The organism is Caballeronia sp. dw_276, from assembly GCF_018449635.1.
Taxonomy (GTDB): domain Bacteria; phylum Pseudomonadota; class Gammaproteobacteria; order Burkholderiales; family Burkholderiaceae; genus Caballeronia.
Genome location: NZ_JAAVUV010000020.1, coordinates 1 through 23738, shown reverse-complemented (window position 1 = coordinate 23738; position 23738 = coordinate 1). Strand labels below are relative to the sequence as shown.

Annotated in this window: 9 protein-coding genes; 8 read left to right on the top strand and 1 reads right to left on the bottom strand. The window is 56.0% G+C overall.

The window, feature by feature from the left end; genetic code table 11:
- The first annotated feature begins 1 nt into the window (after nucleotide 1).
- The 8 genes from HB633_RS29400 (at nucleotide 2) to HB633_RS29365 (ending at nucleotide 22709) form a co-directional block, all read left to right on the top strand.
- On the top strand, nucleotides 2–1285 hold the full coding sequence (locus HB633_RS29400; protein WP_213781647.1) for a D-tagatose-bisphosphate aldolase, class II, non-catalytic subunit: 1284 nt from the start codon (nucleotides 2–4) through the stop codon (nucleotides 1283–1285).
- A 723-nt stretch (nucleotides 1286–2008) separates the two neighbouring features.
- Nucleotides 2009–3748 (top strand): fatty acyl-AMP ligase, encoded by a 1740-nt coding sequence (locus tag HB633_RS29395; protein ID WP_213781646.1) that lies wholly within the window; start codon nucleotides 2009–2011, stop codon nucleotides 3746–3748.
- Nucleotides 3749–3938: 190 nt separating this feature from the next.
- The gene (locus HB633_RS29390) at nucleotides 3939–4592 is read left to right on the top strand and encodes a sterol desaturase family protein (protein ID WP_213781645.1); all 654 of its coding nucleotides are present in this window, start codon (nucleotides 3939–3941) and stop codon (nucleotides 4590–4592) included.
- A gap of 21 nt (nucleotides 4593–4613) precedes the next feature.
- Nucleotides 4614–8435: an SDR family NAD(P)-dependent oxidoreductase gene (locus tag HB633_RS29385; protein ID WP_213781644.1), complete on the top strand. Its 3822-nt coding sequence runs from the start codon at nucleotides 4614–4616 to the stop codon at nucleotides 8433–8435.
- A gap of 16 nt (nucleotides 8436–8451) precedes the next feature.
- Nucleotides 8452–14829 (top strand): type I polyketide synthase, encoded by a 6378-nt coding sequence (locus HB633_RS29380; protein WP_213781643.1) that lies wholly within the window; start codon nucleotides 8452–8454, stop codon nucleotides 14827–14829.
- Complete coding sequence (locus HB633_RS29375; RefSeq protein WP_213781642.1) at nucleotides 14829–21485, top strand: non-ribosomal peptide synthetase; 6657 nt, start codon at nucleotides 14829–14831, stop codon at nucleotides 21483–21485. The genes HB633_RS29380 and HB633_RS29375 overlap by 1 nt, the downstream gene beginning before the upstream one ends.
- Nucleotides 21482–22432: a class I SAM-dependent methyltransferase gene (locus HB633_RS29370; protein WP_213781641.1), complete on the top strand. Its 951-nt coding sequence runs from the start codon at nucleotides 21482–21484 to the stop codon at nucleotides 22430–22432. Before HB633_RS29375 ends, HB633_RS29370 begins: the two co-directional genes overlap by 4 nt.
- On the top strand, nucleotides 22422–22709 hold the full coding sequence (locus HB633_RS29365; RefSeq protein WP_213781640.1) for an acyl carrier protein: 288 nt from the start codon (nucleotides 22422–22424) through the stop codon (nucleotides 22707–22709). Before HB633_RS29370 ends, HB633_RS29365 begins: the two co-directional genes overlap by 11 nt.
- 47 nt (nucleotides 22710–22756) lie before the next feature.
- On the opposite strand, the gene HB633_RS29360 is transcribed toward HB633_RS29365, so the two are convergent.
- Nucleotides 22757–23374, bottom strand: coding sequence for a 4'-phosphopantetheinyl transferase superfamily protein (locus HB633_RS29360; protein ID WP_213781639.1), 618 nt, complete (start codon nucleotides 23372–23374; stop codon nucleotides 22757–22759).
- Nucleotides 23375–23738: the final 364 nt, after the last annotated feature.

Sequence of the window (23738 nt, the reverse complement as noted above, 5' to 3'; positions counted from 1 at the left end):
CATGAATTCGATCGTCTCGCGTTTGAGCAATGCGCATCCGGCGTCGGCGTGGCTCGCCGGCATCTATTCGATTTGTTCCGCGCATCCGTGGGTGCTCGAAGCGGCCATGCGGCAGGCGCTGGAAGACGGGACGCCGTTGCTGATTGAATCGACCTCGAATCAGGTCGATCAATACGGCGGTTATACGGGCATGAAGCCGGTGGATTTCGTCGAGTTCGTGCGTTCGATTGCCGAGCGCGTCGGTTACCCGCATGAGCATCTGATTCTCGGCGGCGATCATCTCGGGCCGAACGCGTGGCGTCACCTTCCAGCCGAAGAAGCGATGAAACGCGCGGATGCGTTGATCGACGCGTATGCATCGGCGGGATTCACGAAGCTTCACCTCGATACCAGCATGGCTTGCGCCGATGATCCCGAGCGGTTGTCGGATGCGGTGGTTGCCTCAAGGGCCGCACGGTTGTGCGCTGTCGCCGAAGCAGCTGTGAAGCGCGCGAGTTTGAGCGTGAGCCCGGTGTATGTGATCGGCACGGAAGTGCCGGTGCCGGGCGGCGCGGCGGAAGAGCTTGAAATCGTCGAGCCGACATCGCGTGAAGCGGCGGTTGAAACGGCGCTGGTCCATAAAAAAGCGTGGCAAGAACAGGGTGTTCAGGACACGTGGCCGCGCGTGATTGCGCTGGTCGTGCAGCCGGGTGTGGAGTTCGATCATACGAAGGTGATTGATTACGTGCCGCCGCGCGCCGAGTCGTTGAAAAGCGCGCTCGATGATCTGCCCGGCATGGTTTTCGAGGCGCATTCCACCGATTACCAAACGCCGGAAGCGCTGGCGGCTTTGGTCATCGATGGCTTTCGCATTCTCAAGGTCGGTCCCGGCGTGACGTTCGCTTTGCGCGAGGCGTTGTACGCTCTGGCGGATATCGAAACGCAATTGGTATCGGAGGACAAGCGCTCGAATCTGCGCGCGGTAGTCGAGCGCGTGATGCTCGACAACCCCGGCAACTGGGAAAAGTATTATCACGGCGATGCCGAACAGCAACGCGTTTTACGCACGTACAGCTATAGCGATCGCGTGCGATATTACTGGGCTGACCCGGAGATCACGAAGGCAGCGCAGACGCTGCTGGATAACCTGAGCGCATTGAAGATTCCGGAGAATCTGCTCAGCCAGTTCCTGCCCGATCAATATTGGGCAGTGCGTCGCGGTCAACTGAAAAACGAGCCGCTCGCGCTGGTTCAGGATCGCGTGCGGCAGGTGATCAGGACATATGCGGCGGCTTGCCGTGCATGACTCCCGGAAAGGCTCGTTGGCGGTCAGAAGCGCAAGAGGGCGAGTCTTCCTCGCCACTTGATTGCCAATGTAGCTTCAAACAAAACCAAGTCAGGATAAAAATAATTCTTTCAAGCTAAAGAAGACGACTTGGTTACCGAGCGGTTTTGAATTTCTGACTTCGTATTGTGCTTTCAGGGTGCCGGCCTAGCCGTTGCGGAGTGAGACAAGACAGACAGTCCGTTTGAATATCGCATCAAGGGGAAGGCGTTGACATTGCGCCTCCTTTGATCATCATTTATACCCGCACCTGCTGCCGTATTGAACCGGAGGATCACGCTTGATTCCCCATCCGGCGCCGCGCCGCGTGGCCGGTTCTGGCCGTCATTCACTTCTGAAGCGGCTTCAAATCTTTATTCGAGCTATAAACCGCGCTTGAACGGGTCCTGTTGAAGACATTATTTGGACGCACATTTCTGTTCGCACGCCTTCCATTGATCGAGTGCTTCCGGGTACCCGCAAGCGTTGCAGCAAAACATTCCAGCTCTTGTTGTCATCTATTGCGCATGCCGCGATTTTATCTTGACCATCAGATTGTCAAGACGTTTTACTTAGTTTATCGGAGACGCAAATTCCCCTGACTTTTATCAAAGAAAGAAAATAGATACTTCGCTAACCTAACATTGACGTCATAAAAAGTAGTTTCATAAAAAATATGCACAACGATTTAATATGGGGTACGGCATGAAAGCAGGTGAGATTTCTTCGGGGGAGAGGTCGAGCGTGGTATCGAATGCCGGTCTCAATCGCCAAGGACCAATCTCCTCTCGCCCAAGTGTCACGGATCTTTACGATCAAACTTTTTTCAAGCCAGGTCTCGGCCGCACTGCTACTGTCGTCGAGCTTAGTCGGACCGGAGCGCTTTCTCGAATAAAGACGCATGAAGAAATTCTCGCTTCGGCGAGCGTCCTGGCTGCAGAGATGTTGCGTCTGGGATGGCGTGGGCGTCGCGTTCTTCTTTGCCTGCGAAATGGCATCGAGTTCATTGAATTCATAGCAGCGTGTCTTCTGGCGAACGTAATTGTTGTTCCGGTGAGCGTCGCGCGCTCAAAGGCCCAACAAGAACGCCTGAGACTCGTGGCGCGAGACGCGGATGTCTGCGCAACTATTCTCGATAGTCCAGCGACGGCGAGCGTGCTGCTTGAGATCGGTGAACGGCGGGTTGCGACAATGGAGGATCTGAGGCAAGGCGTCTTGTCGCCTATTTCCGGATCTCCCGCGGCAACTGCAGATATCGCTTTTGTGCAATACACATCGGGTTCGACGTCAGACCCGAAGGGTGTAATCGTCACGCGGAAGAGCCTTGAGTTCAACGTCGATCTCATGACGAGACACTGTCGTTACTCGGCGAGCGATATCGCGTTGACCTGGTTGCCGATGTTCCACGATTTCGGATTGGTAGGTTTCGTGTACGCCCCGTTGCGCTATGGCATCAATCTTGTTTGCCTCGATCCGTTCGCGTTCGTTCAGAAGCCAGCACGCTGGTTAAGTGCCATTAGCGAATATAAGGCGACAATCACGGGAGCGCCGAACTTTGCCTACAAGCTCGTGGGCAGCCAGGTGTCCCCTGAGGACCTTGCCGGTATCGATCTTAGCCACTGGCGCGTCGCGTTCAATGGAGCAGAGCCCATTTCCAGGCGGGTGACAGATTCTTTTTGCGAGAAGCTTGCCCCTGCCGGTTTCGATCCGCGCGCCATGATGCCCTGTTACGGCTTGGCAGAAGCAACATTGCTTGTTACAGGTACGCCTACAGGCGAGGGGTACCGTCCTGCGCGTGCGTCCCCAGCCCATCCTGATCGGAGCATCAACGATTTGGTGTCATGCGGCAGGTTGCTTGAGGGCGTGCCAGTTTGTGTCGTGAATCCAATGAACCATGTCGTTCTCGCCGACGGGGAAGTTGGTGAAATTCTGGTTGGTGGCGCCGGCATCTTCGATAGCTATCTTGGAAAAACCAAGGCCGAAAGTTCAAAACTTCTGCTTAATAATGAGGAATACTTTAAAACAGGCGATCTTGGGTATGTCGAGGTGGGCGAGCTGTACGTGCTCGGCCGACTGAAAGACACAATCAATCTGCGCGGACGCAATATTTATCCAAACGATATCGAAGATCTTGTCAGCGGCGAGGTGGGAAGCGATCGACCGAATTCAGTCGTTGCGTTCGGGATTTCCAAGGAGGGCTCTGAAGCCGTCGTCTTGCTTGTCGAATCAACGGCCCCGCGTGCCAAGCCGCAGGCAATAGCGGCTCTCGAATCCGGGATTCGGAAGATCGTCATGGACACACTTCAAGTCTTTGTAAGCGACGTGGTTTTGGTAAAGCCAAACCGTCTTTTGAAAACATCGAGCGGAAAATTGCGAAGATCCGCGTGTCGAGCACTGTACCTGTCCGAAGGATTCAACGAGTGCCGGGTAGGGGAGGAAAACTAAATGTACGAGTATCTTTTGTCGGCGTATCGGGATCCAATGTTTCTGATGTTCCCGATCTATACGACCATCCTGGGTGTATTTCTTTATCTGCTGTTCGCCCTTCCGCTTAGTGCGATCGCACACTTTGATCCGGTCTGGGCACGCAAATACAAAGTGTCTGACAGACCCATCAACGTGTCGGAATATTTTTTTGAAATCGCTCGGACTTCTGTTTGGACATAATGCCGTTCTGTTGGTGATCCTTACGATTGCATGGCCCGTCGTGCGGCTATTAGGCGTTCACGCAGGCCCCATGCCGCCGTGGTGGGTCGTAATCCTTCAGATTCTCATTTTCCTCTACGTAGACGACTTCCTTACGTACTGGGCGCACAAGGCTCTCCATGTAGGTTGGTTTTTCAAGAAAATCCATTCTATTCATCATCGCGTCTCTCATCCGAGCGCAATGGATAACTCCTATTTTCACTTTGCAGAGTTTCTGATTTTGATGGCTACGGGCCAAGTGGCTCCGCTTCTCATGGGCGCAAACATCTACGTAATCTGGATATGGCTCGCCATTCGAATCTGGCAATCGGTTGTCGGCCACTGCGGCTATGCGTTCTGGTGGGATCCCGTGCGACTCGTTCCGCTCTATGAAGGAGGCGACTATCACTATTTTCATCACATTGACGCCCGCGGGAACATTTCGGGAATTCTTCCTTACCTCGATCGAATCTGGGGCGCGGTGGCGCCGAAATACGCGATCTACAAAGGTGAGCGGCTTGGAGGTAAGCGTCGCTTTCTGAAGCTCAGGTGGAATCCGTCGCAAGCAGTTGCTCGAAGACAACCTTCTTCACGAGGAAAATGAGCCGTGTCCCCAAACCCGTCGATGGGCGCACTGGATGTTGCCGTCGTTGGCATGCACTGTCGTTTTCCCGGTGCGGAGAGCGTCGCGGATTACTGGGACGTCATCCGCAACGGTGAGTCGTGCTTCTCCGCAACAAGCGGGCGCCCGTTCCATCAGATGCTTGCAGACGCGTGCGCACGTTTTGGCATGGACTTGAAAGCCGCGTCTACCGCTGGATTGATCAGCAACCCATATGCGTTCGATAACAAATTCTTTCGGATATCCGGGCGCGAAGCAGAGGCGATGGATCCGCAGGCGCGAGTGCTTCTTGAGGCCGTCGTGCACCTGTTGGAGTCGTCCCTTGTTGCAAGCACCGATATTGAAGGCGCGAGGGTTGGGCTTTTTGTCGGCATCAGCAATGCGGATTATCTGCACGACATCATTGGGCGCCTCGGCGCGAGAGATCGTATTTCAATCCATCACGCGGTTGGGAATTCGGCGGCGACAACGGTTGGAAGGGTAGCCTATCACTTCAATTGGCACGGTCCCGCGTTGGCGGTGGACACCGCCTGTTCTTCATCGCTCACGGCCATCGGACTCGCCTGCGATGCGTTGGAATCGGGAGCCGTGGACATTGCGATTGCCGGAGGGGTAAATCTCATACTGAATCACCTTTCCACTGTCGCGTTCATGAGCGCGAACATGTTGTCGCCGGACGGTCAATGCCGGCCGTTCGATTCGCGCGCGAACGGTTATGTACGCGGCGAAGGGTGTGGACTTGTCATGCTGAAGCGATTGGCCGATGCACAGGCCGACGGCAATCAAATCCACGCTGTCGTGAAGTCGGTTGCAACCAACCATAACGGTACTTCGTATGGTTTGACAGCGCCCAACCCGGCCTCTCAGGCAGAATTGATTGCCGCATGCTGGCTACGCTCCGGGCTACATGAAACCCGTCTCGACTATATCGAGGCGCATGGAACCGGCACGAAGCTGGGCGATCCGATCGAAATTCGCTCACTTTCCTCACAGATCAAAAAATTCTCCGCCGGTCCGGTCCGCATTGGCTCCGTGAAGGCAAATATCGGACATTGCGAGGCTGCCGCCGGAGTCGCCGGTTTCATCAAGGCCGTCCTTGTCGCGAAGCATCGGTTGGCCCCGCCGCAAAGTAATTTCGAGGAAATCAATCCGCTCATCGCCCAATACTGCGACGACGTTCTTATCAATAAGACGTCAACAGCGCTTGACCCGAGCGCGACGGTCAGAGTCGCGGTCAGCTCGTTTGGCTTCGGCGGCGGGAACGCTCATGCGTTGATCGAATCCGCGCCAAATGCCGAGTCGACGCCGTCCGCAGCTATCTCCGGTCCTTCCTTGATTGGTATTTCCGCGAAAACTGCGTCCGCTCTTGAAATACGACTGACCCAGCTCGAACGGCTACTGGAAGCTTCGGACGCCGGTGGCGGGGTTTCATTTTCATACGTCGCACAAGAAGCACAGTATTTCGACCATCACGAAAAGCGCATCTCGTTGCTTGCCGAAGACGTGAACGGGTTGAAAAAAGGAGTGCGCAATGCCTTGCATGCATTGTCAAGGAGTCCTTCAGCTGCTGCGAGTACGCGTTGGAAGCTAGCTTCCTTCTGTTCGGCAGACGCGTCAGAAGCTTCGGACGAGCTGCTCGATGCCTATCGCGCGTTCGATCTTTTCGGAACGGCATTTGATCTCGCCACCAGGGCCGGTGAACATCTATCTTCAAAGACAGCTGCAGCGCTGTTTCATCTGGTCGCGTCGCATCTTGCGCCGGATCGGCTGGCCCCACTCAGCGGCCAGGGAGAAGCACATCGAACGCCGACTGGCCCCCGGTATCCGGCCAAGCCGGACTCGCAGTTTATAAGCCGCTTCAACACAATTGCGTGCGTTGAACCGAAAGCACTCGACGGCACACTCGTGCTTTCGATTTCGGACGAGCTGCGGATCACGAATCCGGAATTTGCCAAAGCGTATGGACAAAGCAAGTATTGCAATACGCTGACGACATTCGGCGTGCTTTATAGCCTGGGGATTCTCGACTCGCCGCCGAGACTTCGAACGGCACGTCCCGCGGTGCGTGCAACGCCTTTGTACCCCTTCGAGCGAGTCGAACATTACCATCAGGAAAAGGGGGCGGCCGGCAGCTCCGAGAGCCATACGCCTTCTCCTCCCGACGCCCTCAGTTCGCTGCTTTATCGCGATATCTGGCGGCCGGTCGAAGTAGCGTCCGTCGAACCTGGCTCTATCGTTTTTTGTACCCCGCGCTCCGCCCAGGTGCCGGAGCCGGTGTTCGGCGATTCAGGCGTCGTAGTGTTCACAGATGCCGGCGAGCTCACGTCTTCGCTTTCGGCTCTAACCCCCCGTTCCGTTGTGCTGTGTCTTCGTGCGCAGCAGTTGCGCGAGATCGGGCAAATCTGCTGGGACGCCCTGTCGATTTGTCGCGCGATGGCGGCCTTTGACAAAAGCGCACTTTCGTTGCATATCGCGGTCGATATGAGTTCTCCTGGCGGCGAACCACTGTTCGGCAGTTTGAGTGGGCTCATGGCAACGTTGGCGCTCGAAATTCCCCATGCGAGCGGCATGCTGATCGCCGTGGACGATTTTGGCGATCGGAAGAGTTTCGACGCGTTGACCGCGCTCGTTGAAAACGGCCTTTCGCGCGTCGAACTTTACGCTCGCATTCAGAAAGGCGACGTTTTCGTCAAGCGCCTGACTCCCGTTCCTTACGCAGCGCCGCGTGGCGGCCCTGTTTCAGCCGATGCTCGTCATGGCGCGATTATCTCCGGCGCGGCGTCCACTCTCGCGCTCGGAGTGGCGCACCGTCTTCTTCGACAAGGCGTGAAGGATCTGATCCTGGTCGGCAAGAGTGCACCAACGGAGGCTGTGTCCGCGTTCGTCGCAGAGGCATCCGCCAAGGGTGCCAGCGCCCAATACGTTTGCTGCGATTTGCTCGATCAACCGGTCGTTTCCCGACTGAGCAAGACGCTCGACCGAAGCCGAACTTACACGCTGTTCCATGCTGCTGGCGTTCTTGGCTCGGCCTCCCGGATGGCAGATTTGCCCCGCGAAGATTTCGACGCAGTGTGGCGGCCCAAGGTCGACGGTTTTCTCAACCTCGTCGATGCATTCGGCGAACGCATATCGAGTGTGTATCTGTTCTCTTCGGTCTCCTCCCTTTGGGGCCTCGCTGGTCACGCGCCTTACGCGATGGCCAACGGATTCCTGAACGGAATCACCGCACGCTCCAGCCCGTTTGGGGCAGACTCTCCCAGGATCACGTGTCATCTGTGGAGCATTTGGCGCGACAGCCGCATGGCGCAGGCCATCGACGACCTTTCGAAGCTGGAGACAATTGGCCTGCGTCCGCTGTCTCACGAGCGTGGACTGGATTGCCTCGAGCAACTGTTCGCGACGAGCACGGACCGGTACGTCGTGGCGGATCTGGATCCGGCGGCAACAGCTTCAAGTCTCACGCGAGCTGCGTCCCTGTTCAGGGAGATCGTAGAGAGGCGAGCAGCGGTTAATTCATCGGTTGCAAAGGCGCAAGTGCGCAAAGCCGCCTCGCAGGGCTCGATTGTCCAGTTCATTCTGAACCACCTCAAAACGAGGGAAAAGCTGCAGCTCGATTCGAATGGCGACCTTGACAAAGGCTTCTATTCATTAGGACTCAACTCGCTCGCGATACTTGAACTCAAGTCCGTCCTGGGCAAGGAGTTTGGCGTCGACCTTTCTGCAAATGACTTGTTCAACGCTCCGACGATAAATCTCGTCTCCAAGTTGATCGCTGAAATGACGGTAGCGTCGTTCGAAAGCGCGTCACCCGCTACCATCAAATGAACGAATGGACTCAATCATGGATGCATTGTTTTTCAACGCCGTTCGAGATGACGAAACCCTGCCGGTGACTCCGATGTCGGACAAACCTGACTCGATCGCGATCGTCGGAGCCGTTTGTCGCTTGCCTGGCGGAATACGCTCTATAGCAGGTCTCGCGGACGCGCTCGCTGAAGAAGCGACGGTGCTGGGTCCACTTCCAGCGGATCTCTTCAATCGGGATATGTCGATGCGCTCCGGCGTGGTCGGCGGTCTTATCGATGACGTTTTCGACTTTGATCCGCTACTTTTCGGCATCTCCCCGCGCGAAGCGCAATGCATGGAGCCGCAGCAACGTCTCGCCTTGAAGCTGTCCTGGGAGCTTTTTGAAGCAGCCGGCATACCACGCGGCAGCTACGCGAACTCAAAGACTGCGGTGATTCTCGGAGTCTCGGACAATTCATATGGTCACAGCATCGCAGACGTGCTGCCGGAGCGCGACCGCATGTATTTGCCTACAGGCAACGCGGCGAATGTGATTTCCGGACGTGTAAGTTTTTGCTTCAACCTGAGCGGCCCTTCACTTGTCATCGATAGTGCGTGCTCCTCGTCGCTCGTTTCGATCGCACTCGCCACGGAAGCATTGAGAGCTGGCAAATGCGACCAAGCTATCGCAGGTGGTTTCAATGTAATGCTCGATGCCGCGAGAAACCAGATCCTCACCGAAATAGGAATGCTTTCACCGGAGGGCGTCTGTCGGGTTTTCGACGCGCGAGCGAACGGGTATGTCCGAGCGGAGGGCGCCGGTCTGGTCCTTTTGAAACGCTTGTCCGACGCCGAACGAGACGGCGACAACATCCTCGGGATACTGCGCGGCGTCGCAATGAATCACAACGCGATGAGTGCTGGCCTGACCGTTCCAAGCGGCAATGCACAACAGGACGTCATGCGCGATGCGCTTTCCAATGCTGGCATGAGTCCCTCGCAGATCGACTGGATCGAAGCACACGGAACAGGGACCAGCCTGGGCGACCCAATTGAGTTCGAGGCAATATCATCCGTCTATGGCGGCAAGTGCGACGCGAAAAGCCGGCTTGATCCTTTTTGGGTGTCGTCGATCAAGTCGCAGTTCGGTCACACCGAGGCAGCCGCGGGTGTGGTCAGCATTCTAAAAGCGCTCACCGTGTTCCGTTCCCGGACGCTCAGCCCGCAATATGGCCTGCTGGAGCTGAATCCGGCGATCGCTCAGGTCGATACATCAATTGCGATCCCGCGAGCGCCGGTGGACCTGGCCGGCCGCGAGCGGCTCGTAGCGGCGGTAAATGCGTTTGGTTTCTCCGGAACCAACGCCTCGATCATCGTGGAGGCGCCGCCAAAATCGCCGAATGCCGTTCGCGACGTGCCTTGCGGTGTGTTAGCCGTTTCAGCTCATTCGCGTGACTCGCTTACTCAAAGCGTGGCCGACTTGAAGGCGTTCGTCGATCGACGTGCCGATGTCGATGCGCAAGACGTTGCGGCAGCGCTCAACCTGGTTCGTCCCGCGCAGAAGCATCGAGCGGTCTTTGACTCGTCGACGCGACATACGTTGACACAGTCCCTCGCCGCATACGACGCCAGCGTCGCCAGTGGCCGGGCCAGACCGTCCGTGGTTTTCCTCTTCCCGGGTCAGGGTGCGCAGTATCGTGGAATGGCGCGCTCGCTTCACTCCAGTTGCGACATTTTCGCGACGGAGTTCGATCTGGTGACGAAGCGCCTTTCGTCGCGGATCGGTGTGGATATCAAGGAGATCATGTGGAATGCGCTCGACGATTCGTTGTCGGAAAGCACGGTGTACACCCAGGCTGCACTGTTCGCGTATGGATATGCGCTCGCGCGCACCCTGGCAGCTTTAGGCGTCACGGCTGATTACTTGATTGGCCACAGTGTCGGCGAGCTCGTGGCATGCACTATTGCGGGCTTGTGGGATATCGAGGACGCGTGCGATATCGTGCTCGAGAGAGCGAGGCTGATGGATCAGCCGTCTCATCATGGCCGGATGTTGGCGGTGCGCGTCAATGCCGGGAAGGTGAAGCAACTCATTCGCGAGGCCAATCTCGCAATCGAGATCGCGGCCATCAATGAAGAGGAGCTCACAACGGTTAGCGGTTGCGCAGAAGATATCTCCCATTTCGCCCGAATCCTGTCCGACATGGACATTACGTCGATCGAACTGACGGTCCGCTACCGTTTCCATTCGATGGCGATGCATGGTGCGGCGACGGACTTCGCGCGCTTCCTGCAGAGCAAAAAATCGAATCGTCCGCAGATGCGCATCGTCTCCACACTGACTGGGCAAGAGGAGGACGCGATCTTCACGACGCCGGAGTATTGGCAGCGGCAGATGCTCGAACCAGTAAATTTCTTCGATGCTGCGAAGGTCGTCGCCAACAGCGGGCCTTGTTGTTTCATTGAGCTAGGAGGTAATTCGATTCTCTCGGATTGCGTTTCCCGCTCATTCCCGAACGCCCAGGAACACAGCTTCGTCGCCTGGGAAGGTCTTTCCTCAAGACTTCGCAAGAAAGACTTCGTGACGACGCTGGGCGAACTGTTCACGCTCGGAATCAATGTGGAGTGGTCGGCGCTTTTTTCCAGAAAACAGCTCGCATCGCTTTTTGGTGAGCTGCCCGCTTACCCCACCGGAAAGGCGTGCACGCCGCCTTTGGCAAAGCCAGGAAACTCCCCACGCCAGGCGAGCACAGGAGACATGCATTTTGTCGTCTCGCCAAATCAGGACTGGCGCTTGGCAGAGCACGAATTCTCGATTCAGACGCACGAATATGTGCAAGATCACGTGATTTTCGGCGAGTACCTGGCGCCTGGCGCCATGCATTGCGTCTACGCCCTTGATGCCCAAAATGGATGCTACGGCGATCGACCGTTGCGCGGATTGCGGGACATTCAATTCACTGAAGCTGCGATCTGCCGGGACGGCGTCCATCGTGTTTTGCAGACTGTTTTCCAGGAAGTGGCGGGGAAGGTAGAGTTCGCGACCGTGAGCTTTGTCAAGAACTCAAGTGAGCTCGCGGATCCGCAAACTCATGCGATTGGTGAAGTAAAAACCCTTTCAACGTTCGACGATTGTGCGGAATTTATTGACCGTGCCAGGAATGCGCTTCGAACGGGATCGCATACTGTTTCAGGCGAAGAGTTCTATGCTCGGTTTGCTTCCATGGCCAGTCTCGTCCTGGGTCCCTCTTTCAGGTGGTGTCGCTCCATTGAGCTCGCGGGCGGCTACGCAATTGTCGATTTCGAGCGGAGCGCGGGATCGAAATCGTCTCCTTTCTCGATCGAACCCGGTCTTCTGGATGCTTGCTTTCAGGTTATCGGCGCACTGCCGCTTGTCGGGCTGTCGGAGAATAAGACCTACGTTCCGTTTGCCGTGCGTGGCGTAACTGCTGCGCCGGTCATCAAGGGAAGCAGATTCACCTGCTATGCACGAGCGGAAAAATCGGACGACGCGTCCAGCTCGATGGTCACGGGCGAAGCTGTGCTCGTCGACGAAAAAGGTAAGGTGGTGCTTCGCGTAGACGGCTTGACTGTACGGCAAATCGACCAGGGGCGACTTCTCCGGCACGTGCAAAGAGCAGAGGAAGACTGCCTGTATTCTTATGCGCTGGACGAGATCCTTTACGCCGGCGTATGCGGATCCGACCGGATTCCGGTGCGCGAAAGGCTTGCAGCAGATCAAATCGATGTGGCGCTTGGTGACCAACGGCTCATCGAGCTGGTTGCGAGGGTCTCTGCGGAGCGAGTTCATCGTGATCTCAGTTCGGGTCGCTCGTTCGACCCTGCGCTTCCTCGCCTGTGGCGGCGAATTGAAGACCTTGCGGCTTCTGCAGATGACGCACGCAACGCAAGCGCGGAATTCGGAGCCTCGGGCGAGCAACTCTGTTCCCTCACGCGCGACCAGATATTCTCCTGGGCGCGCACAAAGGCATCTGCCAACCATCACGAGTTGGCCCTTCTTGAGCTCGGAGTCACAAGCGCCGAGGCTGTCCTTCGCGGCGACCGCGACGGTGTCAGCGTCCTGTTTCCCGAAGGCGATGCGTCGATCGTCGAAAATGTCTATCTGCATGCCCCGATGGCTAAAGCAATAAATCGCCAAATCGTGGACAGCATCCTGATGAACATCGATACGTCGCGGAAAATCCGGATTCTTGAGATCGGCGCGGGAACCGGCAGTACGACTTCGTTCGTGCTGGACGCACTTTCCGGACATCGATTCGAATACTGCTTCACAGATATATCGCCTTTGCTTGTCGCGCGGGCGGCGGAGAGGTTTGCGCGCGAAGGCGTCAGCTTCAGCGTTCTCGACATTGAACGCGACGTCGAAGCTCAAGGGTTTCAGAATGGGACGTATGACGTTGTAATTGCAGCGAACGTCCTCCATGCAACCAAGGATCTGAATGCCTCGGTTGCTCGCGTCAACGAGTTGACCAGGCAGGGGGGGCTTGCCTTCTTGCTCGAGGGCAATGGTCAGCAAGCCTGGCTGGACCTGACCTTTGGTCTCACGGATGGCTGGTGGCGCTTCGAGGATCAACGTTCGCCAAGCAATAGCGCTCTGATCAATCACGGGCAATGGACCGCTCTTCTTGAGAGCACAGGGTTTGCGGTCGCACCAGTCGATGAGCTCGAGCAGGCTTTGAGTCAGGTCGTCTATGTCGCGCAAAAGCTGGTCGACGCGAGTCAGCTATTAGCGTCATTCGTCCTGGTTGGCGATAGTGAAGACATTGTTGACAACCTTGCTTCACTGTTACGCGCGCAAAGCGGATGCCATGTAGAGCCGGTTTTCCTTGCTCCCACTGCTTCCAACTTTCTGGAGCACATCACCGACCGCATTCATAAAATCAAGGCGTTGCACGGTGACACGCGTCCATGCACGGTGGTATTCCTTTCGCGGGAGTCACATGAACAAGCATTCAACGCCCGCGACTATGGACATTTTCATGACGCCTTCAAGACGTTCCTGCCAGCGCTGAAGGCCCTGAAGGTGGCTGTAGCCGAGATGGGGTGCAGCGGTGCGTATGTGAAGGTTACTGGCGCGCAGAACGCGTTTCATCCGGTTTCCTTTGAATGTGCAGCTATCAAGACGCTGTCGTTCGAAACGCTGTCAGAAAAGGTTCGATACATCGAGGTCGAGAATGTTGCCCAGTTGCGATCAGAGTTGCTGGGAGCATCGAGCGATGCTTGCACTGTGTTTGCCGACGGCAAGCGAGCAGCCCGACGGATTGTCAAAAAGGCACCGCAGACTGGCGACGAGACGAAGCTCGACGAATCCGCAACCTATCTAATATCCGGAGGCTCTTCGCCACTGGCGATGAGCGTCGTCAAATGGATAGTCGACCATGGTGGAAAGCGCATCGACCTCCTCAGTCGCCAACCCGTCAACCTGGAGTCAAGGGAGTGGAGTTCGCTGCGTGACCGTTCGGTAACCGTAGTCAGTCATCGTTGCGACGTTCGCGACAAGGACATGGTCAGGCGTTGCGTCGAGGAGATCGAGAGATCCGGCAAACGGGTGGACGCGGTCTTTCATTTGGCGGGCGTGCTCGACAACCGGCTCATCGAAGATCAAACCCTTGAAAGCCTCGACGAGGTTGCATCGACCAAGGTGTTGGGTGCGTTCAACTTGATCCATGCTCTCAAGGAGCACGGCCTCAGCCGATTCGTGGCATATACCACTGCTGCTTCGGTCATAGGATCACCGGGGCAGGCCAATCACGCCATTGCCAATGCGCTGCTGGATGATCTGGTCGCCCGGCTGCCGCCGGAGATCGCTGGCGTCACCATTCAGTGGGGCCCGTGGGACGAGATTGGCGCCGCTGCGCGTGATGACGAACTTCAGAAGGCCAGGGGATGGGGCGTCGTCCCGTTCCTGCCGCGCTTCGGGGAACGCTTGACGCACCATCTCTTGAGCGCTCAGTCGGGATGTTATCTGGCGTTGGACATCGATTGGGCTGCCTTGAAGGAACGAGCGGGCCGCGTTTTCGTGGTTCGCGAGGCTGTTTCTTTGATTCAGCAAGGAAAAGGAACTGCCAGGAAGGAACGGAGCGAGATATTGGCGCCGCATCGGGAAGAACTTCTTGCGCTTGACAAGCAAGAGGCAATCAGCCGCATAGCGCACTATCTCGCACAACTGTTGGCGTCTGCCTTGAACATGGAGTCCGACAGCTTGTCGATCGATGACAGAGTGCATGACATCGGACTTGATTCTCTCATTGCGCTCGAACTCAAGGGGCGGATTAAATCGGCGTATCAAATTGACGTTCCGGCGAAGATTTTTTTGGACAATATCTCTTTAGGACAACTTTCGGAAAACGTTTTTCGAGGTCTCGGCGACTCTGTCGAAAAAGTAGACCAATTTATAGATGGAGCGCTTTGATGAATACCCTGATTGCGGACTATCTCTACCGCGGCGTGATGCTTTGGATCGACGATGGCAATGTTCGCTATCGGATGCGTGCCGGCGATCAGTCAACTGATCAGATCGAGGAAATACGGGCGTGCAAAACTGAAATCCTGGACGCCCTGACAAAGGAGAAGGCCGAGGGTGGATGGAACGCGGTCACCGAAAATCAAAGGGCGCTGATCCTCCACCAGATGCTTCATCCGGCTGACACTGCGTACAACATTGCAGTTGCTCTGGATGTTCCGTCGCATATCGGGTCGGGCGAACTATCCGAACTGTTGACCACGCTTTGCGCGTGGCATCCGTCGCTGAAGCGAATATATAAGATCAAAGGCGATCATGCGTACCAGCGCGTCGCCTCAGAGATCGATATCCCGCTCGACGTGATGCGCTTCGCCAGCCGGCCCGACTGCGACGAAGCGCTCTCTGCGTTCAAGCGCATTGCATTTACGATGGATGGATCTGCGTTGATCCGGACAGCGCTCTATGAGTGCCCGGAAAGCGGCGGCGATGCGCTCCGCGTGTGTGTTCTTGTCTTACACCATTTGAATGTCGATTTTTGGTCGTTGGGGATAATCGTGCGTTCGCTCGAGCGGTTGATGTCGGGCAACGGAAAAAATGTTCTTACGTGCGGAAGCGATGGATTTCTAGAACATGTCGCGCGTCAATTTCTGCAAGCGCCCCCAACTGCTCAGATGGAGCATTGGCGAAGCAAGCTGGCCCATGGATACGAACCGCTCTCGCTTCCCTCGCATGCGGCAGAACAGCGTGACGGCGCCGCGGAACCTCGCTCAATTGAATTTCAGATTCCTTCGGAAATGCGAACGCGCATTCTGAACGCGGCTAGACAGGCCACGGTCTCTCCATTCGTCGTGGTCCTTGCAAGCGTCTTTCATCTGCTTGCGCGCATAACAGGAAAGAGCAGTCTTGCCGTGTGCATGCCCACATTCGGACGCGATGAAGATGAGCGCGATGCAGTGGGCTATTTTGTGAATCCGCTCCCCGTCCTGCTGGATCTCGGGTCAATCAAGAGCGTGGCCGATCTCCTTGGTACATTGAAAGGCGGTGTCGTCGAGGCTTTGGATAATGACCAGATATCCTATTCGAAAATTCTGTCGATCGTTCGGGAGAGGTTCCCGGAAGCTGCGGGACGAGAGTTTCCGGTATTCGTGAATTGGAACTCGCTGCCTGAAGAGGCCGCCGAAGATCTGGGCGAGATGGGGCGGCTGGAGCAAGTTGGCGGCTTTTGTCCATTGATGCTCACTGTGTCAGAGCTGAACGGGGCATACGCCGCGAACTGGACATGCCAAAGCGGTTACGCGCAGCATCTTGAAGACTGGCACGCGCTTTTCCTCGAAACACTGGAGGCGATCGTCTCGGACACCGCCACAGAACTTGCCGCGTTACCCAGCCTTTGTTCGGCCGACGTCGCGCTGATCAAGTCAGCGAACGACACCGCCGTTCACTATTCGGACGACAGTACAATTCTCGATTCGATCCTCGCCCAGTGCGCGTCCCGTGGAAGCGCGGCGGCGCTATGGTTCGATGGTGTGTCGATATCTTATGCTTCCCTCGAAGCGGAGACGGCCGCCCTTGCGCTTACTCTGTCGGAGCGTGGCGTTGGACCGGGAAATTTCGTCGCCTTGTGCTTTGACCGATCCCCGGAGATGGTCCTTTCAATGCTGGCGGTCATGCGGGCTGGCGCAGCGTTCATTCCGCTGGATCCGTCTTATCCGAGCGCGCGGATCGACGCAATGATCGCCGACGCCGAGCCAGTGCTGGTCCTGACGTCCGGGCTGTTCGGAGATCTGCACGCTTTCCCGGCCCATCGGTCCCTTGTCGTCAATCGACGAGCACTTGCGAACGATGCCCATGGAGTCAAGCTGTTCAACAAGGCGACGGCCACCGGGGCAGCGTACATGCTGTACACCTCGGGTTCCACCGGGCAGCCCAAGGGCGTGGTCATCCAGCATGACGCGCTGTTGAATCGTTTGATGTGGATGCAATCGGCATACGACCTTGGTCTTGCCGATCGGGTGCTTCAGAAAACGCCGTACACCTTCGACGTTTCGATGTGGGAGTTTTTCTGGCCCCTGATGTTCGGGGCGACCCTGGTGATCGCCGTGCCGAATGGCCACAGGGATCCGGATTATCTGCAAAGATTGATAATCGAACAGCAGGTGACGCGGCTGCATTTCGTGCCATCCATGCTCGATGCATACCTCGAATATATTGACATTGCGCAGCAGACGGACCTTGTTTCGGTCTTCTGTAGTGGTGAGGCGTTGCAGCCCGCCCATGTCAGGAAGTTTTTCCAGTCTTATCCGAACGTCGGCCTTCATAACCTCTATGGGCCAACCGAAGCTGCTATCGACGTAAGCTACTTCGAATGCCAACCGCGGGATGCGCAGCGATCCATCATTCCGATCGGTCGGCCCGTCGGCAACACGCGACTTCATATTCTCGGAAACGACGGACGTTTGGTTCCCGTTGGATCAGTCGGCGATCTTTATATTGAGGGCATCCAACTCACTTCCGGTTATCACAAGCGTGATGAGCTGAACAGAGAGCGCTTCTTGCATGTGGCCATTCGTGAATATGGCGGGGAGACACGGCGGCTTTACAAGACCGGAGATCTGGCACGTTGGAACCACGATGGAGACATCGAATACCTCGGCCGTGATGATCATCAGGTGAAGATCCGTGGACAAAGGGTCGAGCTCGGCGAGATCGACGCTTGTCTGGAGCAACTGCCGCAGGTGCGTAGCGCCCGAACACTACTCCCATCTACGGGCGGTGCGTCGACGCTTGTGTCATTCGTCGTTCGAGAATCGGAGGACACTGACGAAGCTACCGCGGCACAAGATATTCGTGCCGCCGCGGAAGCAATTCTTCCGTCTCACATGCGCCCTTCGCGCATTTGCTTTGTTAGCGAATTTCCGACAACGGAAAATGGGAAACTTGCGCGCAACGAACTGCTCGCGCATTACGACCGGACAAGAGCGGGTGAGCATGGAGAAGAGGAAAAGATTCGGTCCGGATCGTTGTTCGATAAAAGGTTGACTTCCAGTTGGACAGGTGTTTTGGGCGCACCATCGGCGTCGCGAGGCGATTCCAACTTCTTTTTGGAAGGGGGCGATTCTATTAAGGCACTCCGGCTACTTGGATTGCTGAGAAAGCAAGGCATCGACTTAACCATCCACGATCTGTACGTGTCCCAAACGCTCGAACGGCTCGACGCACGTATCCGTGAAGTCGGCGGCGCGGGAACTGGAAGCGGCCTCACCGGTACGCCGGTTGGTGTCTTCGAGCTGGCCGATCAACCGTTGACTGCAGAAGAGAAGAGCCTGGAGGATCTTTATCCGCTAACGACGCTCCAGGAGGTCATGTATGCCCAATCGCTTCTGAACCAGAACGCAGCGGTTTATCGTGATGTATTCGTAGTTCGTGTCGCGCGCCCCGTGGATCCCACCCTGTTTCGGGCGATGATACTTTCGATGACGAGTGAACATGCCGTTCTCCGAACCCGAGTCTTCGAGCGGGACCACGGCGAATTGGCACAGGGTATCGTGCGTCACTCCGATGTCGATTTTTCGGTTACGACGCTGGGAGATGCAGAGGATTTCGATGCCTCCGTCGACCGGATGGTCAGAAGGCTCAAGCGACATCAGTTCAACACCGTCGATGATCCGCTCATCCTGTTTCGCCTTGTTCAGAACAGTCGGAAGGCGACGCTGGTAGTTTGCTTTCATCACATGATCCTTGACGGATGGAGTGTGGCCTCGCTTATCGTGCAATTGTTTCGATCGGTTTCGCATGGGCGCCTGGTCCACGGCGCATCGTCGAAATATCGATTTGCGGATTACGTCGCATTGGAACGTGCCGAGTCCCGGTCACCAGAGTCCGCGGCCTATTGGGCAAATACGCTGGACGGCGTGTCGCCGTGTCTCCTCAAAGGACCAGCCAGCCAGAATGGCTCTGTCTCCCAAGACAACGTGGCGCATGAGATCGTGCAGATTTCGCGCACGGAGCACGCGTCTCTGGTCCATGCAGCAAGGCGCATCGGCGCTCCGCTCAAGTCAATTCTCATGACGATGCACGGGTATGCGCTCGCTCGCCTGTTCAACCAGGAGCGGATACTGACCGGTTATGTCGTCGACGGCCGGCCGGAATTCGAGAACTATGAGAGCGTCCTTGGGCTTCACCTTAACACCTTGCCGATCGTTCTTGATTTCCCGGCATGCTCTGCCGCGGACGTAGCGCGCAAGGCCGCATCGCAAGAGGTTAAGAATCTTCCTTACCGCCGTTACCCGTTGCACTCCATTACTAGAGATGCGAAGCGCGGGAAGCTGTTCGATACCGTCTTCAACTTTACGAGCTTTCATGTGTACGACGAGGGCGAAGCTGATGCCTCTCTCGTGGAAGACGTGGAGCCACATGAGTTTACGGACTTCGACTTTGTCAGCAGTTTCAGCATTCATCCGAAAAGCAAGGAATTGCGTCTTCGGCTGGATTTCAATTCTGCTGTGGTTACGGCGGAACAGGTCGTGGCTATCCGTCAGGCATACGGCGAAATCATAGGGAAATTGGTTCGGAGCGAGGAAGCGTGCGTACTTGAGTGCGTGACACCCCAAGACGACGTGCGCCGTGCATTGGCAACGGCAAGTATGGTTTACGGCGTTGAGCGGGCACGTGATGCGACGCAGGACGGTGCTTCCAAGCCTTGTCTCGAACTGACGCCGACAGTGGACGCGGTTCCACAGCTCGCTTATTTCACGCGCCACCCTGAGTTGAAGACTCATCGTCTTTCGAACGATCTGGTCATTTCGGTCATCAACAGGACGGAAGCCGATTTCAATTTTCAGGAAATTTTCGAGGACTCTTATTTCAAGCGACTGGCTCTCGCATTGCCCTCGCAAGCAACGGTCTTCGACGTGGGTGGCAACATCGGGTTGTTCACGCTTTCGCTGTTCGATGAACACCCTGACATGCGGTTCTTTGTGTACGAACCAATGGCGGAAATCGCATCCGCCCTGCGACACAACATGCGTGCACATCTGGTGCCAGCCGACGTAGTTGAAAAGGCGTTGTCCAGGTCGATCGGGAAGGCCGACTTTGTCTTCTACGAAAACAATACGCTTATATCTGGGTTGTACGCTGACGTCGACGACATCGAGGTTACCGCTCAAGCGCTTGTCAATCAGCAGGATGTGAGCGCAGAAAACGACGGGGTCAACATGAGCGATCTGATTGCCGACAGGCTTTCTACGCGTACCGTCGAAGTCGAGACTACAACCTTGTCCGCTGAAATCCGTCGGCTTGATATATCGACAATCGACCTGCTTAAGATCGATGTAGAAAAAGCCGAAATGGACGTTCTTGCTGGAATCGATGCAGACGACTGGGAGAAGATTCGCAATCTGTATATCGAGGTCCACGATATCGGGGGGCGCCTCGCAGAGATCACAAGCATGCTTGTGCGCCAAGGGTTCTTTGTGATCCACGAGCAGGAATCGCTACTGCGTGGCACCGCAATCCATGTGTTGGCTGCGTCTCGTGACCCGATCAGCTTGCGGCAGCCGTCTGCCCAGCCGATCTGGAGGTCTTCCGAACGCCAAATGGTATTGAACGTCGCCACGGCGCTGGACAAGGCAGGGTTGGACAGCAACAAGTTCGAGGTTCGAATCGTGCAGCAAGCGCGGTCATTGACTACGCCACGGCGGCAGGACATCGCTTCTTCGTACGAGGATGAGGTCAAGCTAAGAAATCTCTGGGCTACGATGTTTGACGAACATCCATTGGATCTGGACAAAAGCTTTTATGAACTCGGTATCGATTCCATTTCGCTTCTGCGATTTTTGAGGCGCGCGAACGCGGCGCTCGGCAGTAACACGCCAGTAGCAGCAGTAAAGGTCGATATGACGCCGGGTGAATTCCTTGCGCTTGGGACGAATTTCCACGGCTCGGTGGTTGTACAGCCTATCGCCATGCGTCAGAACGCTCCAGTACTTTTGTTCGTCGTCCCCTTTGCGACCACACCCAGAATCTATGACGAAGTAATTCAGGGATTGACTTCGACATGCTCCATAAAGGTATTGAGGGCTCCGGAGCAAGCGTATCGCGATGGGAATTTCGACCGGATCCTCGACGAGCAGTTCGAGGACTGGCGACGCGATGCGTCAAGCGCCAGCGCGATTGTCGGCTGGTCGCTCGGCGGGAACCTGGCGCTTGCGATTAGCGAGTCGCTATTCAGGCGGGAGGAAATATGTCCGAATCTTGTTTTGATCGACAGCTATTTCTGCAACGACAACCTGAAGATCGACGACTTCAAAGCAGATATCGAGGGCGCCCGCCACACAGATGACTACCTTGAAGAGCGGATTCAATTGTTGAAGGGCTACCGTCCGACCGCAGCGCCTTCTCGAGGCCTTTACATCAAGGCTATTCAAAACGAGCGTTCGCGTGTGGAAGGAGTTGTAGAAGGTGGTGCTTATCTGAAGGAAGGCGTTCGCGTGGAGATCGATGCGGACCATTTCACCATCATGCAAGGAAACGCAGCAACTCAGGTCGCGCGTGCGATCCGGAATTTTGTAGGGATAGAAACCGTTGAAAAACTGGAGGCAGTATGAATGACGTTACACCTGACGCACGTTCGTCAGGAATACTGTCGATGATTGTCAAGGCGACCAACCTTTCAATGGTTGGACGCGTCATTCGGCAGTTTCTTTCATCGAGTCCCGCGCTCTATTATGAGGATCTTGGATACGACATTCTGGAGAGCGGGAAAACCGCGTCCGCGGGTAATAGCGTTACGCTTTGGCAAAACTGCGGTTACTGGCAGGGAGATTCCACGTATGAAGGCGCCTGCGAAAACCTTGCTCGTAAAGTCGGCGAGGTCGCCACGCTTGATGAATCGGAGGCAACACTAGATGTCGGCTTTGGATTCGGTGAACAAGACCTTTTCTGGGCGCAGAATTTCAAGGTGGGTCGTATTGTCGGCGTGAATATCTCTCCGTTCCAGGTTGAGTTCGCGACGGCACGAATCCGACATGCCGGCCTGGGCGATCGTTTGAGTTGCATCGTAGGGGACGCAGTTCAGCTGGATCTGGCCGATGAATCCTTCGATCGTGTTATAGCGCTGCAATCCGCCATGCACTTCAATACGCGCAGCGATTACTTCCGGGAGGCTTATCGTGTGTTGAAGCCGAATGGACGTCTTGTCATGGCCGACATGATTCTAAAGTCGGGAAAACGGCCAAGATTCTCCCTTTGGGCAGCATTCACCCGGCGTAGGGTCGGGTGGTCCGGCAAGAATGTATATGACGCGGCCGAATACGAGCGGCTATTGCGCGAGGCTGGATTTTCCAACATTGAAATTGAGGATATTTCGGATAACGTATTTCCGGGAATGCGTGAATACATCACAAGACGATACCGGGGTGAGGTATCCAGCGGTATCAGGGTCAACGCAAGCACTGCCGACCGCGCCTCGGGCGTCGGGCTGTGGCGGTTTCATTATGGCGTCGATTCCTATGTAATCGTGCGCGCAACCAAAGGAGCTCAAATTGAGCATTGAAAACGTAATCGTGTCGTATCTCGAAGGAGAACTTGGCGACAAGGTTTCACGAGACGTGCTGTTATCGGCCCCTTTTGCGGACTTGGGGCTCGATTCAGCCGGCGCGGTACTTTTGACGGGGAAGCTGGCCGACCATTTCGAGGTTGACATCGATCCCGTCGTGGTATTCGAATATCCATGCGTGCCGAGTCTTGCGAGCTTCATAAGGGAGTTGCTCTCGAAAAACTCGAACGAAGCTTCCGGCGAAGAGTTGCTTGCAGAGCAGGAAGAGGCTTGAACAGCGTCGTGAAGCGGTCGCAGCCAAAAATTTATCGTTGATCAGCACTAGCGCAGCGCCCGGGCCGGCGCGGCGCTAATGTCAGCATCTGTGCCAAACGCTACAGCTGCCGCATATCCATCAATTTCGTTTAACCAATTGAAGTTGAGCCCTGCTGGCATTCGTCTGCTTGCGAGATCGATTGATTTCAAGCCGCTATCCACACCAATGCCCAGGCCCGTCGCTTTCAGTAACGCCTCCTTGGCGGTCCAGCATTTATAAAAGTCGACCGCATCCAATATGTGCGGTACTTCCTCGGGTACGCATACGCTGTCTAACAAAGTCCGCCATTCGAGCGCCGCATTCTCTACCTCGATATCCACGCCGACCGTTCGGTGCATCGATACGCCGATCAATATACGCTCGCCCGAATGTGACACATTGAAGGAGACGCGTGGATGGCCGATCAGGGATGGTCGTCCGTAAGCGCCCACCTCGAACTCGAGTCGCGCGGGATCGCACGCCAACCGACGGCCGAGAATCTTGCGCAACGTCGATCGCGCGAACTTGAATCGAGCACGGTCGTCGCGCCGCACGAAACGCGCCATCCGCTTGTGTTCATTCTCGCTGAGGAAGCCGCCGATTTCAGCATCGCTTTTGCGCAAGTCCACGTTGACGAGCCACAACTCGACATCGGACGGCCAGCGGCCTTGATTGGTAATCAGGATAGGTGGAATTGGCATGGGTCAGCCGATCGAGGGTGAGATTGAGGCGCGTGATGCGACGACTAATGTGCACAAGCCGATCGGTCACATGCACGCTGCATCTTCCATGGGCGAGGAGAATGACATTCGATATACTCCGTCCGCTTAGTTCAAAGCCGTCATTAACAAGATGCAAATGATTAGATATACGAAATGTAAATTTCGTACGAGGATGACCTGCAGCAGAGTATTTTTGTGCAATTGATCAGTACGAGCAGTCACGCTGGCGGATGCATCCGCCGCAGTCTACATCAGGAGCGCGCATTTCGATGAGACCCCCCAACGC